We start from the raw sequence: 18,123 nt of genomic DNA on the forward strand, positions 1-18,123 counted from the left end.
GGACACCGCCGAACACAACTTGAGAAAGCCCCCAACCTTTATGGTTGGGGGCTTTTTCGTGTCCCCGAAACACCACCCGGGATCGAGCGAACGGTACGCCCGTCGCCTCAGATCGACCGAATGTACCGTTCGCACCGTCGCGGGGTGGGTTAAAACTCCGCAAACCGGGTACTTTACGACGGCAAAACTCATGGGTTGTCGGTAGTTCATGGCATAGTGAACAGCTATGGTTGGCCTCCGCAACTCCAGTGGCTCGCACCTGCGACTTGTGCCGACAGGATTGGATCAGGAAGAAAACGCCGCTTCACAGCAGACTCCCGCTGTGCCCGAACATCCCTCGATGAATACTCGTGGACAGAACCGTTCACTGCCGGCAGGTCTACGAATCTCGATTCAGCTTGAAGAGGTGTCCACGCAGATATCACGGCGGTTGATTGTCGATTCCGATTTCACGCTCGACGATTTCCACGCAGTGGTTCAACGGGCTATGGGTTGGCACGATATTCATGGTCATTCGTGGCGAAAGATCGGCACACGGTTTCCGGGTGATTTTCTGGAATACGCTCCGCGCAATCGTGTGCCTGAGCGTCGTAGCCGCGGCCAGAGCGCAGTCGCCGGGAACGAGGTCCACGTCGACGAAGTTCTGATGTCTCCCGGTGACATGATCCAGTACCGGTACGGACGAGCCGGTGCGTGGCGGCATTCTGTGACTCTCGAAGCGATCGACGACGAGGCAGCGGATAAACCCGCGGTGTGCATCGAAGGTGTTGGTGCGTGCCCACCCGAAGAATGTGCCGGACCTGAAGAGTTCGAGCAACTGTTGAGGGTGTTGCTTTCCGAGGAATTGCGCTCTCGTGAGTGGACTCTGGAGTGGGCACAAACCGATTTCGAGCCGAACAAGTTTGTGTTGGAGGAGGTCAACGAGCGATTGGCTCGTTGTGTCGGTACGGTGGCGCGGGAGTCCGCGATCGCGTCGTTCCCACGCACCTTCGATATCTGGAATCTCTTCGAATTGCTCGCGCCGGCCAGCGCGCCTGAGCTGCACGACGTCTTTGCGATGGCGCGACTCGATGATCGGTCCGAGTCTTCGTCGCAGATACGTGTTGCTGTGGGCGCGCGGATTCAGATGTTGTTGACGTTGATCGGTGACGACGGAATCGATGTCGAGTCATTTCTGTCGACGGTCGATGCGGCGCTGGACCAGCCGGAACTCGCGCCGGTCAATCTTCCCAAGGCTCAGCGTTTGTTTGTTCTGCTCCGAAGCTGGGGTCTGGCCAGGAAGCTGAAGGGCAGGATTGTCCTGACTCGCCGTGGGCATTCCGCGAGTGCAGATGCAGACGTGTTGTGGAATTGCATTGTCCACGGGGTTCCCGTTGCGTCGGCGGGACCTGCGCGGGCCATTGAACTTCTCGTCCTGCTTGCTGTTGCCGCGGGCCTGGAACCGTCGGATCGGCATCACCTTGTCGCGGGGACTCTTGGCCAGATCCGATCGTCCCAGGCGTTGGATGCAGAGCCCACGACGGCGGGCAAGTCTGCCGGCACCACGATCGAGGTTCTCGATCTGGTCGGCGCCATTGGATACGACCTGGTCGGGATGACCTCGACGTCGGATATGCCCTGGGCGCAGTATCTTGCGCGGGCAGTCCTTCAACGCTAGAAAGCACCGCTGGAACAAACATGGGGTCCGAGCCTGAATCAGGCTCGGACCCCATGTTCTTGCGTGATGTCAGATGTTGACGCCGTAGTCACGGGCGATGCCCGCTAGGCCTGACGCGTATCCCTGGCCGATGGCCCGGAACTTCCACTCGTTGTTGTGCCGGTACACCTCACCGAAGAGCATGGCTGTCTCTGTGGACGCATCTTCGGACAGGTCGTAGCGAGCAAGCTCTGATCCGGTGGAGAGGTCGACCACGCGAATGTAGGCATTGGTGACCTGTCCGAAGGACTGGAGGCGCGCGTCGGCGTCGTGGATCGATACCGGGAAGAAGATGTTGGTGACGTTGGGCGGAACCGCCGGGAGGTCGATGTTGATTACCTCGTCGTCTCCGTCGCCTTCGCCGGTGAGGTTGTCGCCGGTGTGCTCGATGGCACCGTCCGGGGACCGAAGGTTGTTGTAGAACACGAAGTGAAGGTCGGAAAGTACCTTGCGTTCCGGGCCGGTGACCAACGCACTGGCATCAAGGTCGAAGTCAGCGCCACTGGTACTTCGTGCGTCCCACCCAAGTCCGACAGCGATTTTGGTCAGATTGGGTGCTGCTTTCGACAGAGATACGTTGCCGCCCTTGGCAAGTGTGACGCCCATTCAGGTTCCTCTCGTTCGAATGTGGTGATATCCGCATTCGTGAGTTCTGTATTGTCCGTTCACAAATAACCATACCGTTCCCCGGGATCGAGGGGTGGGACAAGCCTGGCGTTCACTCGAAGAGCGAACGGATGTCGTCGGCGCCCAGTGTGGAACTGAGCAGTTCGTCGGAGTCCATCACGCTGGCGAACAGTGCGGATTTCTTTGCTTTGAGGGCCATCACCTTGTCTTCGATCGTGTCCTTGGCGATGAGGCGGTACACCATCACGTTCTTGGTTTGGCCGATGCGGTGTGCTCGGTCTACGGCTTGAGCTTCGGTGGCGGGGTTCCACCACGGATCGAGAATGAAACAGTAGTCGGCCTCGGTGAGGTTGAGGCCGAAGCCACCTGCTTTGAGACTGATCAAAAACACTGGCGCAGTACCGGTTTTGAACTTTTCCAACACGTCGCCGCGGTCGCGCGTGCTGCCGTCGAGATAACAGTGCTCGATGTTGTCGGCGTCGAGTCGACGGCGAACGGTGTTGAGGAAACCGGTGAACTGACTGAAGATCAAGGCGCGGTGTCCACCGGCGATGACGTCGTCCAATTGCTCGAGAAGTGCGTCGACTTTGGCCGACGGGATCGTGGTGTGATTGTCGTCGATCAGCGAGGCGTCGAGGCTGAGTTGGCGCAGGAGTGTCAGTGACGCGAGGATGGTGAAACGGTTTTTGTCGACGTCGGACAGCAGGCCGAGGATCTTCTGGCGTTCTCGCTGGAGATGGGTGTCGTAGAGCGCGCGATGCTTGGGGTAGAGGTCGATCTCGAGTACTTGTTCCTGCTTGGCCGGTAGGTCGCGAACTACCTGCTCCTTGGTGCGCCTGATCATCAACGGTTTGACGCGTCGGCGCAGTTGTTCCAATCGTTCTGTGTCCCCGCTATTTTCGATCGGCCGACGGTACAGCTCGGTGAAGTGGGCGGAATTCGGAAAGAGTCCGGGAGCCGTGATCGCCAGCAGTGACCACAGTTCGGTCAGGTTGTTCTCCATGGGTGTGCCGGTGATGGCGAGTTTGAACGGCGTCTCGAGTTTTCGGGCGCACTGGTGGACTTTGGATTTGTGGTTCTTTGCAAACTGAGCTTCATCGAGGATGAGTCCGGACCAACTGTTGGCAGAATAGGCGTCGGAGTCGAGTCGGAGCAATGCGTACGACGTGATCACGATGTCGGCACCGACCACAATGTCGGTGAGATCAAGGTTCTGTCGTTTGAGTGTCCCGGTGACGATGACCGTACTGAGTTCTGGTGTGAATCTGGCTATTTCGGATTTCCAGTTGGAGACAACGCTGGTCGGGGCAACGATCAGAAAAGGTGGTGCCGCCGGATCGGATTGGCGTGCACGGGCAATCATCGCCAGTGTTTGAAGCGTCTTGCCGAGGCCCATGTCGTCGGCCAATATTCCGCCGAGTCCGTGTTCCAGAAGGAAATTGAGCCACCGGAATCCGTCGACCTGATAGGGACGCAGTGTGGCCAGCAATGTCGACGGGACATCCACTTGGTCGATGGAGGCATGGGTGAGCAACCCGTCGACCTGCTTTTTCCAATGTGCTGCTTGATGTTCGACAATTCCGAGCGTCGTGAGATCGTTCCAGAGTCCGGCTTGGAATTTGCTGATCCGCAGCGGACCGTTGGGGCGGTCGAGGAGTGAGCGTGCTTCCGCGATGAGGCGTTGCAGTTCGCGGAGTTCAGGTTTGTCGAGGCTGAAGTATGCGCCGTCGGGCAGCAGCAGTTCGGTGGCGCCGATGCTGAGGGCGGCAAAGATGTCGGCAAAGGGCACTTCTTGGCCGTCGGCGTTGACGGTGACCCCGAGGTCGAACCAGTCCGATCCGGCGCTCTCTGGCGAAGCGCTGGTGGAGAGTCCGATGACAACCGAATCATCGGTGGCGCGATAGTTGGCTGGTGTCCCGTCGATGGTGACGTCAGCGTCCGGATGGTCCCGGAGCAACGGAAGGACATCGAGTGTGAAGCGCATGGTGTCCAAGCCGGCCAATGGACCGTGCACCAGTTCTCGCGAGTGTGGCCCAGTGGTGTCGGAGCGCCCGAACAGCGTGCTCACGGTGTCGAGGATGGATTGCTCTTTGGCGGGGGAGCGGCCGTCGAGTGACCCGGGATGTTCACCCACACCGACAGTCAACCGATCGTTCCCGACGGTGTACTGCCACTCCCACGTCAGGTCGACACGATGATCATCGCCGTACTTCGCACGCAAGTGCAGAACCGGACCGCTGATCTCGGGTGATGCGTACGAGTTGTCGGTGGAGACGATATCGGCAATCGAGCTGAGTCTGATCGCGAAGCGGGAGGTGAAGGTTTCGCGGTGTTCTGCCGGTACGTCAATGGCGTCGCCTGCGTCGATGAAGTCCTTGAGAGCGGGGGAGACGGAGGTGTTCAACGGCGCCAGCCGGATTCTGCCGTCGTGGTCGACTGCGTAGATGCCGTGGGCGGTGCTGCCGATTGTTCCCCAGACGGGTGGGGGTGGCTCCGATGTTCTTTCGCCGTTGTTTGTGAAGAATGGGCGCGGCGTGACCTGAAGTCCGTTCTCCGGACCATGCGTCACGTCGAGGCACACGTCTACTCCGTCATCGATCATGACCGGCCCGAGGCTCGGTTTGGCATGGAGGAGTGGGATACCGGCATTGCGCGCCTCAGCGAGCAACGCCCACAGGCCGGGACTCGGAAAGTCCGACAGATCGAAATCGGTGGCGTTGTAGTGGCGGTACGCCGTCCTGGCACTGATCAGCAGGTGGATGTCATTGAGTATCCGGATGTGTTGCGCCGGGTGTTGGTAGAAGCTGCCCAGCTTGTTCCACGCGAGGCCCCCGGAAATCCATCCCCGCGCGCCCGGTTGCACCGGTTTGACCAGTAGTTGGTTTCGAGGGCCGTTGGTGCGCAGAGTGAATTGAATGCCAAGATCACTGGCGCCTCGTTCGACAGGATTCGGCCGAAGTAACGCCCGGATCGAGTCTTCCCAGTTCTTGGGCGCCGCTGGTTGTGAGGACCTTGCCGCGGCAGCTATGACCAAAGCAGCGACGTGCTTGCAGTTCATGCGCACCGGGCACGTGCAAATGCCACGGAGGATCGTGACGACGTTGGTGGTGTGGTTATGGGTGCGCCGGCTGAGGAAGACCGTAGACACGTAGTCCTCGTTGCCGACTACCTCGCCTTCGAGAGTCTGGGTCGTCTCGTCCCACTCGAATTCGCGAACGGCTCCTTGGCGGAAATAGTCGAGTCCGCGTTGAAATGTGGTTGTGCCGACAACAGCGCGGATTTGGTCCAGGTCGAGGACTAGGACTGATTCCGGCTGCATTTTTCCACCCTAATCCGCGAGTCCGACACCGCTGGAAAAGAGCGGTAATGACAGTCGATTTTAAACTGGACGGTATGTTCACTTTGTCGGATTAGAAATTGGGAGTCTGGATGAATGTCCATGTGAACACGCCTGCCCGGATTGGGAAGCTCGCGGCCGCGCTGATCGCGGTATGTGTCGCGACTGCACCGCTGGTCGGTGTCGGTAACGCCAACGCGGAGCAGAGCACCGGCAGTACCGGAAGCTTCGATTTCGGATCGAGTGTTCCCGAGATATTTCGCGATGATCCCGGGCCGCTTCCCGTTCTGCGTGACGACATTCTGGCTCCTGCAATTGTGGGCGAAGAACGCACCGGAGCGCGGGCGTCGCGTCTGACGGTCGCGTCGCCGGCCTTGAAGCGCGAGGTTGGTGTCGAGGTGTTACTTCCGGCCGACAACTCGGTTCCACGCCCGACGCTCTACATGCTCCAAGGCGTCGACGGAGGTGAAGGCTCGAACGGTTGGGTGACCATGGGCGGCGCTCCCGCGTTTTTTGCTGACAAGAACGCCCATGTCGTCATGATCAACGGCGGATCAGCGAGCCTGTTCTCGGATTGGGAGAACGAGGATCCGGCGCTCGGATTGCACAAGTGGGAAACCTTCATCGCGAAGGAGTTGCCACCATTGATCGATGCTCACTTCGGGACCAACGGCGTCAATGCAATCGCCGGGACGTCGATGGGTGCGCAGGGCGCGATGATGCTCGCTCATCGGTACCCGGATCTGTATCGCGGCGTCGCGGTGTTCAGCGGTTGCTATTCGACGATGGATACGTGGGGTCGAACCAGCGTGCAGGCGACGATTACCTCGCGTGGCGGTGATCCGGTCAATATGTGGGGCGAACTCGGCGGGGCCGAGTGGGAAGCACATGATTCCGTGTTGAACGCAGAACGCTTGCGCGGCAAGGAAATCTACATCTCCACAGCCAACGGCGCCCCCGGGGCGGATGAGACACTGCAGACACCGGAACTGCTGGAGCGGCTGGTTGTCGGCGGCGGGATCGAGGCTGCCGCAAAGGTGTGCACCAAGGTGTTCGATCAGCGATTGCGTTCACTCGATATCGAGGCCACCGTGGACTACGAGCCCAACGGCACCCATGCGTGGGCGTACTGGCGTGAGCGCTTGCCGAAGGCGTGGCCGACACTGTCGAAGGCTCTGGGAGTCTGACGGTATGTGCGCAGCGATCGCTTCGCCGCTGATCAGACGTGGTGCGAGGGGCCGCCAGGTGAGCGTGTCCGAATTACACGGTATCTTTCAAATGACTGTATTTAATTGTTTGGGAGCCTGATGTCGAAGTGCCTGACCCCGCCCACCCCCGTGCGGCGGGCGGGAATCGTTGTAACCACTGCGTGTGTGTTCGGACTGCAGGTGCTCGGTATCACTTCGGTAGGCGCGACGCCGATCTCCGACAGTCTCGAGACGTTGGAATACGGTTCGACTGTGCCCGGGTCCATGCAGGGCGACCCAGGGGCACCTGCGCAACTGTTGGACGGCATTGCTGTCCCCGCAATTGTCGGAGAGAACGTGACTGGACCGCAGTCCGTTCGCCTGACGGTGGCGTCTCCTGCTTTGCGACGTGACGTCGGCGTCGAGATTATTCTTCCCGCGGACAACTCTGCGCCGAGACCTACCTTGTATCTGCTGGACGGAGCCGACGCTCAGGAGAAGTCCAGTGGGTGGGTGAGGTACGGCGTCGCACCGGATTTCTTTGCCGACAAGAACGTCAACGTCGTGATGATCAACGGCGGCAAGGCCGGCATGTACACGGATTGGGAGAACGAGGATCCGGCACTTGGACTGCACAAGTGGGAAACGTTCATCGCGAAAGAGTTGCCCCCGCTCCTGAACGCGAGATTGAATACCAACGGCGTCAATGCAATTGCGGGCATTTCAATGGGCGCACAGGGTGCGATGATGCTCGCCCACCGAAATCCGGGCCTGTACAAGGCCGTGGCTGGCTTCAGTGGGTGTTACTCGACCACGGACTCGTGGGGTCGCGCCAGCATCCAGTCGACGGTCACGTCGCGCGGCGGCAACACCGACAACATGTGGGGAGTGCCAGGCGGACCGGAATGGGAAGCGCACGATTCGCTCCTTAACGCCGAGCAACTCCGTGGCACGGAAATCTACTTGTCCGTCGCGACGGGAGTGGCGGGCGAGAACGAAAATTTGCAGACGCCTGACTTGGCCGATCGTCTGGTTGTCGGCGGCAGTATCGAGGCGGTTGCACACATGTGTACCAAGGCTTTCGACCAGCGCCTCACCGCACTCGGTATCGATGCCACAGTCGACTACGAACCGACCGGCACGCACTCGTGGCCGTACTGGCGTGAGCGTTTCCCCAAAGCGTGGCCAACCCTGTCCAAGGCCCTCGGCATCTGACCAGAAAAATGTCCCCGCACCGATCGGTGCGGGGACATCTTTTGGTGTGACCGAATTATGCGTCGACGAGTTCCTCGGCAAACGGATTTCCGTTGCGCGGCGCGTTGAAACGGGCCGTGTCGAGGATGCCTTCACGCTTGGCGACGATGACCGGGACAAGTGCCTGTCCGGTGACGTTGACGGCTGTGCGGCCCATGTCGACAATTGGTTCGACGGCAAGCAGCAGGCCGACGCCGGCGAGAGGCAGTCCGAGTGTCGAGAGTGTCAGGGTGAGCATGACTGTTGCACCGGTGGTTCCAGCGGTGGCGGCCGAACCGATCACCGACACGACAACGATCAAGAGGTAGTCGGTGAAGTTGAGCGGAACGTCGTAGAAGCCGGCAACAAAGATGGCTGCGATTGCGGGATAGATTGCGGCGCAACCGTCCATCTTCGTGGTGGCACCCAGCGGCACGGCAAACGACGCGTACTCGCGCGGTACGCCGAGATTACGTTCGGTGACGCGTTCGGTCAGCGGAAGTGTGCCGATCGACGAGCGGGAAACGAAACCGAGTTGAGTGGCAGGCCAGACGCCGGAGAAGAAGTTCCGAACCGAGAGGCCGTGTGCAGCAATGAGAGCCGGGTAGACGACAAAGAACACGATGGCCAGCCCGATGTAGATCGCTGCGGTGAAGACGCCGAGCGATCCGATGGCGTCCCAGCCGTAGGTTGCGACGGCGGTGGCGATCAGGCCGGCGGTGCCGATCGGCGCGAGGCGAATGATCCACCACAGCACCTTCTGGATGATTGCCAGGAGCGAAGCGTTGAACTCGAGGAACTTCTCTGCCTTGGCGCCGACCTTGAGCGCCGCGATTCCGATGGCAGCCGCGATGACAAGCAGTTGCAGAACATTGAAGCTCAGTGAGGTTGTCGCGACGCCTTCGGTGACTGACGTCTTGGCGCCCAGGCCGAGGAAGTTGTTCGGCACCAGGCCGGTGATGAACGCCCACCACGATCCGGAGCTCTTCGGCTCCTTGGCAGCTTCGACGGCGACGTCGGTGCGTGAACCGGGGTCGGTGATCAGGCCGACGACGATGCCGATGATGACCGCGATGAATGCCGTGATCGCGAACCACAACAGTGTCTGGACAGCCAATCGAGCAGCATTGGCAACCTGACGCAGGTTTGCGATGGAACTGACGATGGCGGTGAACACCAGTGGAATGACCGCGACCGTCAGCAGTTTGACGTAGCTGCTGCCGATGGTCTGGACAGTTCCGACGAGCCAGTTCACGTTGCCGTCGGCGGCATCAGGCATGGCGCGGGCAACCAGACCGAGAATGACACCGATAACCAGGCCGGCAACAATCTGTGGTCCGAATGACGTTGCCCACGAGGGGAACCGGGTCTTTGATTCCGGCACGCCGGTAGAGGTGGAGCTGGGCATGACAATGCCTTTCAAAAAATTGAAGAGAGCGAAACGCGGCACGCCATGAAGAAGTTCAGGCGGGGTTTCGTGAAAATGTTTCCTGGTACGCGTCTATCAGGCCGAGCGCGGACACATTGCGCTCGCCTGCAGGCGAAGGTCGACGTAGCGTCGAGAGGTCAGGAACAACACTGCGAAGACTCTACTCGTAGCTTCAACTACCGATGATTCCGGGCGGTTCACGGGTGTGCGTCAACGAGTGCTGAGGACTCGATGACTAGTGTCGAGGTTCGGTAGGTGCACCGGTACCTGCGCGTCGGCTAGCGGAAGCGAGAGACCGATGAGCGTTCGACATGCCGAATATCCACGTCCGAAGCATTTCCTGGTGCATATAAGTGATACGCATCTCGTCGACGATGGCGACCTGTACGGTGCCGTCGACGCGGCGGCTCGACTGCGGCAGATTCTTGCCGGCGTCGAGGCTTCCGGTGCGCGTCCGCGGGCTTTGGTGTTCACCGGTGATCTCACCGACAAAGGGGAGTCGTCCGCGTACGAGACGCTGAAGTCGATCGTGGAACCGGTGGCCGGCAGACTTGGTGCCGAGGTCATCTGGGTGATGGGAAACCACGATGATCGGGAACACTTCCGGACGCGATTGTTGAACGAGTCACCGTCGACCCAGTCGGTCGATCGGGTCTACGACATCGACGGACTTCGTGTCATCACGCTCGACTCCACTGTTCCCGGCCACCACTACGGATCGATCAGCGACGCCCAGTTGGATTGGCTGCAAACGCAATTAGCGACGCCAGCGCCCGACGGAACGATTCTCGCCCTTCATCACCCGCCGATTCCCTGTATCCAGGATCTGGCTGTGCTGGTCGAACTACGAGATCAGCCCCGCTTGGCCGAAGTGCTCCGGGGAAGTGACGTGCGGGCAATTCTCGCGGGCCACCTGCATTACTCGACGACGGCGACGTTCGCGGGAATTCCCGTGTCGGTGGCATCGTCGGCCTGCTACACCCAGGACCTCAACGTAGCGGTCGGCGGACAGCGTGGCCGAGACAGCGCACAAGGCTGCAATCTCGTCCACGTGTACGACGACACGATCGTTCATTCGGTAGTGCCGATCGAGCGCGACGACGTTGTCTGCGACGACACGGTGGGTGAGGCCGTCAGCGCCCGCGACGGCGCGGTGCGGCTGGCGGACGCAGGCATTCGCATCGGTGAGCGCAACGATAGTGTGGTTGCGCAGTAAGGTGCGTCAGGCCTCCCACGGCGCTTTGACGGGGTAGTAGTTCTCGAGGAATTCGGTGACCTTGCGGGTACGTAGTTCGAGATCGATTTCCGGTTCACTGCCGTCATTGAGGCAGAAGAAATCCATCGAACGGTCTTTGAGTAGTGAATTCATCTGTCGCAAACCGGCTTTGACAGTCGTGTCGACGTATTTGACCGTAGCCGACTTCTGTACGACGGAGCGGCCACTCATCAGAGCGTAGTAGTGGTACAGCGAATTGGTGACTGAAATGTTGGTGCTCGCTCGGAAAGTACTCGCAGCGGTGGCCGCAAAATCGTCCGCGAATTCGCGTTCCATTTCCGCCATGACGCTTTTGCGCAGCGGGGTGGCGGCATGCTCGAGGTGTCGGGTTGTCATCAATCCGAATCGCTCTTGTAGGAGACGTCGATTGACCCGAGCCGCATTCTCGAATCCGCTGCGATCGTCATCGTTGTGCCCCAGACCTATTCGCGTATCCGCCTCTATGAACATGCTGATTCCACCGGGCGAGAAGAACATGTCGGGGCCGACAGATCTGCCGAAGAACATGTCGTCGTTCGAGTAGAGGAAATGCTCGGAGAGTCCGGGTATGTGATGCAGTTGGCATTCGACGGCCTGTGAGTTGTGAGTGGGCAGCACAGACGGGTCGGCAAAGAACTTTTCGCTGGGCATGAAAGTGACGCGAGGATCGTCGGCCAGCCATGCCGGACGATCGGAATCGGTGGCGACAAAGATTCTTCGGATCCACGGCGCATACATGTGCACGGACCGTAGTGCGTACTTCAATTCGTCGATTTGACGGAATCGTGCCGCGGATTCGTCGCCTTCGCCGACAATGTAGTTCTGCATCCGAAGTGCGCGTTGCGCCTGAAATTCCTCGGAAGAACCGTCGACCCAGGAAAAGACGAGGTCGATGTCGAAATTGATGTCCGATGCATGGGCGGCAAACATATTCTCGATCGTGGGCCAGATACGGCCGAAACGCTCCACCGTTCCACGGACTGCTTCTTCCGGGCGCACCGTCCGCCGGGTCAGTGAATTTTCGATGGGCAGAACAATCTCTGTGTCGGACATCGACCACAGTTCGATCTGAAGACCGATATTTGCGCCGTAGTTCAGGCCACTCGCCAGATGAACGCGCGGCCGAAACAGTCGAAAGATGCGGGCTTTTGGTGTGGTGGACAGTGCGCCGTCGGCTATCAAGAGCGCGGGACTCTTCTTCGCGTCGAGAGTCTTCGAATAGAAGGGTGTGTTCTGGCATCCGTCGATCAGCGCGCGGCGCAATTTCTTTCGGTTGGCCCAATTCACCGCGATAACTGCTCGTTCGTCGTTGCCGCGTACGAGGAGGTATTCGACACCGGCCGCGTCGAGAATATCGCGGATGAACAGCAGGTCTTCGATCATCGCTTCGAGCGGGGTTGTCGTGACGATCGGGAGGGCAAACCGATTTTTGAACCGCACAGTTTCCGGGCGGTCCTCCAATCGAGCGCGCACGGAGGACGAGACGGGTTTCACTGCGTCGGTGGTGTCCTGCTCCGGGGGTACGAAGTAGATGTCGTGCGGAGCGGGAGATTGTGTGATGACGTGCCTTTCGATGACCGGACGCACAGAGGCGGTGTCGTGCCAGTCTAGTCGGGAATTGGATCGATTCGGGTTGACCGGGATTTTGCGCATACTCGGTACCGCCACGCGAATTCGAATCCTCGAGAGTGAAAAGGATCAGGTGTCGGTTGTGGCAGGTGATGCGTGGTTTCTGCTGGTGTGTGGAAAGTCGCGTTCATAGTGATTGGGCGCTGTAGCGGCTACCGTCACGGCAGGTGCAGAGTTCCAGCGACAAGGACCGGCTAGCTGGACGGCAACCCTTCATGCCGATGGGGTGCCCCGGGATCACACCTGGCGACACGCGTGGTGTGTGTCGCAAGCGGCAGTTGCGGCACTACCCGTCAGTGAAAGATGGCTGACGGTTCTGCGGCCGGCACTGTGCGCTCCCGAGTAGTCCTCGAACAGGAGTAGAAGCCGATGACCTCCCCCCTTCCCATCCACCTCGCCGTAGCGCTTGACGGCGCCGGCTGGCACCCGGCGGCCTGGCGAGAACCCCATTCGCGTCCGAGCGAGCTGTTCACGGCGTCGTACTGGACCGATCTCGTGACTACAGCCGAACGCGGTCTGCTCGACTTCGTGAGTATCGAGGACAGTCTTTCCGTACCGGGTAACCCATTCGAGCCAGTCGGTGACGCAGTCGATCGTGTGCGCGCTCGACTGGACGCACATCTCGTGGCAGCCAGGCTGGCACCGGTGACGCGCAATATCGGGTTGATTCCGACGATCACCACGACGCATACCGAGCCGTTTCATGTCTCCAAAGCTGTTGCAACACTCGACTACACGTCGCGAGGCCGCGGCGGGTTGCAGGTGAAAGTCTCAGCGTCCGAAGCGGAGGCCTCGCATTTCGGCCGGCGCGATATCCCAGCTTTGACCGAAGATGACCGGGCGTTGCTGGTTTCAGGCAACCTTCCCGATTTCGTACGGGATCTGTTCGAAGAGTCGGCTGAGGCCGTCGATGTGGTTCGGCGCCTCTGGGACAGTTGGGAGAATGACGCCGAGATTCGTGATGTGGAGCGGCGCCGGTTCATCGATCGAGACAAGTTGCATTACATCGACTTCGAGGGCAAGTACCTATCCGTGCGTGGACCGTCGGTCACTCCGCGGCCGCCGCAGGGGCAGCCAGTTGTCGCAGCTTTGGCGCACCAGCGCGTTCCGTACGAGCTGGCTGCTCGAACAGCCGATCTGGTGTTTGTGACTCCTCTCGACGATGGACAGGTGCCCTCGATCCTCGCCGAGGTGCGGGCGGCGCAGGAACGGGTTGAGCGCTCGGGTGAACCGCTCCGGGTTTACGGCGACATTGTTGTGTTCTTCGATGCGGCAGGGGAATCGGGTCGAGAACGACTCGACCGCCTGGACAGTGCGTCGGGTACCCAGTACCGCTCCGATGCATTGATCTTCACCGGCACGCCGGCTGAACTGGCCGATCAACTTCTCCGGTGGCAGCAGTTGGGGATCGACGGCTTCCGTTTGCGACCCGGTGTTGCCGTGGACGATCTTGACGCGATTGTGAATGAGCTGGTACCAGAACTGCAGCAACGCAACGTATTCCGTACCGCGTATCCAGGTACGAATCTCCGCGGACTTCTCGGATTGCCGATCGACGTCCCCAACCGCTACGCCGCCGGCACTCCGGCCGCCTGAACAGACGAGGAATACTTTCATGAGTTCTCAGCAGCGTAAGCAGGTCATCTTGGGCGCCTATCTGGGCGGCGTCAACCACCACACGGCGTGGTGGGATCCGCAGGCGGGCAGTCAGATCGAATTCGACTCTTTCGAGCACACTGCTAAAACCGCCGAGCGCGGAAAATTCGACTTCTTCTTCCTGGCCGAAGGACTGGCGCTGCGCGAACGCGCGGGGCAGATCTTCGATCAAGACATCATCGGCCGGCCGGATACATTCACGGTGCTCGCGTCATTGGCAGCAGTAACCGAACACCTCGGATTAGCCGGCACCATCAACTCGACATTCAACGAGCCGTACGAGTTGGCCAGACAGTTCGCGACACTCGATCAACTGTCCGGTGGCCGCGCGGCCTGGAACGTCGTGACGTCGTTCGATGCCTTCACCGGGCAGAACTTCCGTCGCGGCGGTTATCTCGATCGCGCGCAGCGGTACGAACGCGCCGAGGAAACCGTCGCACTCGTGCGTGAAATCTGGGATTCGTGGCGCAGTGACGACATCGTCGCTGACAAGGATTCCGGCCGTTTCCTCGCACGAGCAGAGGCTGGTGAATTCGCTTTCCACGGATCACAATTCGATGTGAACGGTCGGTTCACTGTTCCGCGCAGCCCGCAGGGGCGACCGGTCATTCTCCAAGCTGGTGTCTCGCCGCAAGGGCGGGATTTTGCGGCCGGCAACGCGGACGCGATCTTTTCGCCGTACGGGCAGCTGCCTGAGGCGTCGGACTTCTATCGGGACATCAAGGCCCGTGCTGTTGCAGCCGGGCGTGATCCGGGTGACATCAAGATTCTGCCGTCGGCGAGCTTTGTGCTCGGCACGTCCGAGGCCGACGCTATCGAGAAGTATCGCGATATTCGCGACCAGCAAGTAACTGGTCAGACGGCGTTGATCCTGCTCGAGCAGATCTGGAATCTCGATCTTTCGGGTTACGATCCGGAGGGACCGCTACCTGATATCGCGCCGGATCCCGAAGCGCCCCCGATCATCCAAGGACGGGCATTCATCCATCAGGACCGATTCGAGACCGTCGCGAAGTTGCGCGCCGTGGCCGAGAACAAGAAGCTGAATCTGCGTGGGGTCGTGATCGACCAGTTCGAGCGCGGGCCGATAGTCGGTACTGCGCAGCAGATTGCTGAAAAGATCGATTCGTTTGTGCAGAACGACGGTTCGGATGGATTCATCCTCGGTTCGCACCTCGTACCAACAGGATTGGACGAGTTTGTCGACGAGGTAGTACCGCTGCTGCAGGATCGTGGTGTTCTGCGCGCCGAATACGAAGGAACGACGCTACGCGACAATCTTGGTCTGGCAATTCCGGCCGATCGTGGTCTTGTGGCGCCGCGATAGCGCGGGCGAGTAGCGCGCGGGGATCGGGGTACCCCGAAAACGTCGGCACCTAACGTCGGCAGTCATGGAGGAGGAAGACCATGCGTGTGAAAAGCCTGGTCGGGGCAGGCGCAGTGGCAGTTGCACTGGTTGCCGGTCCCCTTGCCCAAGCGTCTGCCCAAGCGTCCGCGGAGGGCTCTGTTGCTCCGGGCTCGGATAGCCTGCCGAACACGCTGACCTGCGAGAGTGTGTTCGATGCTCTGGAAGATCAGAGCCCGGAGTGGACGGAGGAGGGGATCGACCAGGTCGAAGACTGGTGCGAGTCGATCACCGGTGAAGAGGATTGACCGTCAGCCGCGAGCGATGACGCGCCGTGACAATCGCCAGCGACCGTCTTCGAGTTCGAACTCGTCTGCGTAACTGCCGACGCCACTGAGACGAGGCGTCGTGGCGGTGTCGACGTAAAACGTCCACACCGCTTCGGCGCGGGCCGAAGTGTCCGACGTGACCTCGACGGCGATTGCGGTGGTGACGTGGCGCGTGAAGGTGCCCGGTCCTTGGATTCCCGCAGCGCGGCGTTCGCGCACACCGGCAGCGATTTCCTCGCGGCCGCGTCGTACCTGTAGCGGCAACCCGCGGTCGGCGTTGGCTGGCATGGTCCATTCGGCGCGGCGAGTGAATTGCTCGACGTAATCGTCGACAGTTCCCGTATCGGCGAGGTGAGCGATCCGCGCGAGTGTGGTTCGGATCTGCTCGGCTGGGCTTTCGGGCTGCATCTGTCTCCTCGAGAGTAGGGGCGGATTTTCCGGACATTACCGCGATGAACTGGGAATAGTGGGCCCGGTCTCGTTGAGCGGTCATAGAATTCGTGAGTTCGGATCACCGTGAGTCCAACTATTCCCCCGACATCCGGGGAAATGATTAAGTGTGTTCACGAAGGCAAGTGCCTTGAATCTGACCGGAAGGTTTACCGTGTCCGTCCCTCTGCGATGTCTGCGCTGACTTCTTCAGCGCCACACCGGCTGGTGTAGCCCTCATTACCTACTGAACCGCACGGTTCGGGTTCTTCGAGGCCACCAGGACGACCACTTTCCCCTTTTGCGTGCCGCGCTCACCGCGCGTCGCTGCACACCCTCATACGAAGGACCGCACCTCCGTGAACTCGTCATTTCCGACGGCCGGGCTTGATCGCCGTGCCTTTTTCCGTGGCAGCGCTATTGCCGCACTCGCAATTCTTGGTACCGGCTCACTGGCTGCGTGCTCCTCGGCTGTTGGTGAACAGCGTTCGGATGCAGGTGAATCGGTGGATCCGGTGCGCGGCGGCACGCTCACGCTGGCAATCCCGGACGATGTCAGCCCGGCTGCTCTCTTGACCAGCACAACAATCGCCGGCACGACCATCTCCGGGCTTGTCTTCGAGACGTTGACCCGCTATCCGATCGATTCCGTAGTGCCGCAACCGCTTCTCGCCAAGGACTGGAAACTCTCGGACGACGGTCTGACGTTGACGCTGAATCTGCGTGACGACGTCACCTTCCACAGTGGCCGCCCGTTCACGTCTGCGGACGCGGAGTTCTCGCTGCGCACGTACTCCGATCCCAAGTTTTCCGCTCAGTTGCGCAGCACTGCTGCTGCCATCACAGGCTACGACTCCTCGGATCCGAAAAAGCTGGTGCTGACGCTCGCGCACCGCACCGGCAATATCTTCGACCTGCTGGATCTGGCGCCGATCTTTGACTCGGAGACCTTCGACAAGGCTGTGAGCGGTGAATCCTTCATCGGGACAGGACCGTTCGTCTTCACCGCGCGCACTCCGAACAGCTCGATCACTTTCGATCGTAATCCGAACTACTGGGTTGCGGAGCGTCCCTTCCTTGATCGCGTCGAGGCTCGTATCGTCCCCGATTCGCAAGCGCGTCTGACGTCTCTGAAGTCGGGTCAGGTTGCGCTCGTATCGCCGGGGTCCTTGACCTTCCGTGATTCGCAGACGCTCGGCAACACAAGCGGTTTCGCTATCTCAGCTCTCGACGGAGCGGAATTGCAGACATATCTGGGCGCCAACGTCACGGCTGAGGGGTTGACCGATGTTCGAACCCGGAAGGCCGTGGCTTATGCCATCGACCGGGATCGCATCATGAGTGAGGTGTACCGCGACGCCGGCTACGCGGTGAACCTGCCGTGGCCGAAGTCGTCGCCGGCATACGACGCGGCCAAGAACTCCACGTATACGCGTGACGTTGCCAAGGCTCGGTCATTGTTGAGTGAGGTGGGGGCACTTCCGACAATCCCGTTGACGTACACCGGTGCCAGCCCGGACTTCGAAGCGGCAGCCCAGATCGTGCAGGCAAATCTTGCCGAGGCGGGAATTCGCGTCGAGTTGGACCCGGTGGAGGCGACAATCTTCTTCAAGCAGTTGATCGGCGCAGAGTTCAAGGGACTGTGGCTGACCAGTCACACGTTTGCGCAGTATGTTCCGTCGACGCTGACCGTCAGCGCCTACCCGTTCAATGCCGCACACAATGCGTCGAAGTTCAGTTCGCCGGCATACTCTGCCGCAGCCGACTCGGCGTGGCAGGTGCCCGACGGTTCGAGTGACGCTGCAAAGAAGCTGTACGCGGACCTCGGCACCCAACTGTTGGAAGAGTTGTTCCTGATCGAGATCGGTGTGGTGGTTCCGCAGGTGTCGGCTGCTTCCACCGTGCGGGATCTTGCCTGGACCAAGGGCCGTCAGCCGCAGTTCGCCAACACCTTCCTGGCCTAGGGGAGAA

General features: G+C 60.3%; 13 protein-coding genes and 1 riboswitch. Of the genes, 8 read left to right on the forward strand and 5 right to left on the reverse strand.

What is annotated here, in order from left to right; all coding sequences use genetic code 11:
* Window positions 1–340: 340 nt before the first annotated feature.
* Window positions 341–1,657: a plasmid pRiA4b ORF-3 family protein gene (locus V2B23_RS26080; protein ID WP_430952959.1), complete on the forward strand. Its 1,317-nt coding sequence runs from the start codon at window positions 341–343 to the stop codon at window positions 1,655–1,657.
* A 69-nt stretch (window positions 1,658–1,726) separates the two neighbouring features.
* Here V2B23_RS26080 and V2B23_RS26085 read toward each other — a convergent pair whose 3' ends face one another.
* Together V2B23_RS26085 and V2B23_RS26090 are read right to left on the reverse strand one after the other, a co-directional pair.
* Window positions 1,727–2,302 (reverse strand): TerD family protein, encoded by a 576-nt coding sequence (locus V2B23_RS26085; RefSeq protein WP_033235982.1) that lies wholly within the window; start codon window positions 2,300–2,302, stop codon window positions 1,727–1,729.
* A gap of 112 nt (window positions 2,303–2,414) precedes the next feature.
* Complete coding sequence (locus V2B23_RS26090) at window positions 2,415–5,642, reverse strand: SNF2-related protein (protein WP_430952960.1); 3,228 nt, start codon at window positions 5,640–5,642, stop codon at window positions 2,415–2,417.
* A gap of 110 nt (window positions 5,643–5,752) precedes the next feature.
* Here V2B23_RS26090 and V2B23_RS26095 point away from each other — a divergent pair, with 110 nt between their 5' ends.
* Window positions 5,753–6,847, forward strand: coding sequence for an alpha/beta hydrolase (locus V2B23_RS26095; protein ID WP_430952961.1), 1,095 nt, complete (start codon window positions 5,753–5,755; stop codon window positions 6,845–6,847).
* A gap of 120 nt (window positions 6,848–6,967) precedes the next feature.
* Window positions 6,968–8,062 (forward strand): alpha/beta hydrolase, encoded by a 1,095-nt coding sequence (locus tag V2B23_RS26100; RefSeq protein ID WP_430952962.1) that lies wholly within the window; start codon window positions 6,968–6,970, stop codon window positions 8,060–8,062.
* A 55-nt stretch (window positions 8,063–8,117) separates the two neighbouring features.
* On the opposite strand, the gene V2B23_RS26105 is transcribed toward V2B23_RS26100, so the two are convergent.
* Window positions 8,118–9,488 (reverse strand): dicarboxylate/amino acid:cation symporter, encoded by a 1,371-nt coding sequence (locus V2B23_RS26105; RefSeq protein ID WP_430952963.1) that lies wholly within the window; start codon window positions 9,486–9,488, stop codon window positions 8,118–8,120.
* A 319-nt stretch (window positions 9,489–9,807) separates the two neighbouring features.
* Here V2B23_RS26105 and V2B23_RS26110 point away from each other — a divergent pair, with 319 nt between their 5' ends.
* Window positions 9,808–10,725: a phosphodiesterase gene (locus V2B23_RS26110; protein ID WP_430952964.1), complete on the forward strand. Its 918-nt coding sequence runs from the start codon at window positions 9,808–9,810 to the stop codon at window positions 10,723–10,725.
* A gap of 6 nt (window positions 10,726–10,731) precedes the next feature.
* Here V2B23_RS26110 and V2B23_RS26115 read toward each other — a convergent pair whose 3' ends face one another.
* A complete protein-coding gene (locus tag V2B23_RS26115; RefSeq protein WP_430953079.1) occupies window positions 10,732–12,147 on the reverse strand; it encodes a stealth family protein in 1,416 nt (471 codons plus the stop codon).
* A gap of 412 nt (window positions 12,148–12,559) precedes the next feature.
* Window positions 12,560–12,673, forward strand: a riboswitch (SAM riboswitch).
* Between the two features lie 89 nt (window positions 12,674–12,762).
* Here V2B23_RS26115 and V2B23_RS26120 point away from each other — a divergent pair.
* From V2B23_RS26120 to V2B23_RS26130, 3 genes are all read left to right on the forward strand, one after another.
* The gene (locus V2B23_RS26120; protein ID WP_430952965.1) at window positions 12,763–13,989 is read left to right on the forward strand and encodes an LLM class flavin-dependent oxidoreductase; all 1,227 of its coding nucleotides are present in this window, start codon (window positions 12,763–12,765) and stop codon (window positions 13,987–13,989) included.
* A 19-nt stretch (window positions 13,990–14,008) separates the two neighbouring features.
* Window positions 14,009–15,376, forward strand: coding sequence for an NtaA/DmoA family FMN-dependent monooxygenase (locus V2B23_RS26125; protein WP_430952966.1), 1,368 nt, complete (start codon window positions 14,009–14,011; stop codon window positions 15,374–15,376).
* 80 nt (window positions 15,377–15,456) lie between these two features.
* The gene (locus V2B23_RS26130; protein ID WP_033235999.1) at window positions 15,457–15,702 is read left to right on the forward strand and encodes a hypothetical protein; all 246 of its coding nucleotides are present in this window, start codon (window positions 15,457–15,459) and stop codon (window positions 15,700–15,702) included.
* 3 nt (window positions 15,703–15,705) lie between these two features.
* Here V2B23_RS26130 and V2B23_RS26135 read toward each other — a convergent pair whose 3' ends face one another.
* The gene (locus V2B23_RS26135) at window positions 15,706–16,131 is read right to left on the reverse strand and encodes a nuclear transport factor 2 family protein (RefSeq protein ID WP_430952967.1); all 426 of its coding nucleotides are present in this window, start codon (window positions 16,129–16,131) and stop codon (window positions 15,706–15,708) included.
* A 380-nt stretch (window positions 16,132–16,511) separates the two neighbouring features.
* Here V2B23_RS26135 and V2B23_RS26140 point away from each other — a divergent pair, with 380 nt between their 5' ends.
* Window positions 16,512–18,116 (forward strand): ABC transporter substrate-binding protein, encoded by a 1,605-nt coding sequence (locus V2B23_RS26140; RefSeq protein WP_430952968.1) that lies wholly within the window; start codon window positions 16,512–16,514, stop codon window positions 18,114–18,116.
* Window positions 18,117–18,123 lie beyond the last annotated feature (7 nt).

It is taken from the genome of Rhodococcus sp. 24CO (assembly GCF_050586165.1).
Taxonomy (GTDB): domain Bacteria; phylum Actinomycetota; class Actinomycetes; order Mycobacteriales; family Mycobacteriaceae; genus Rhodococcus_F.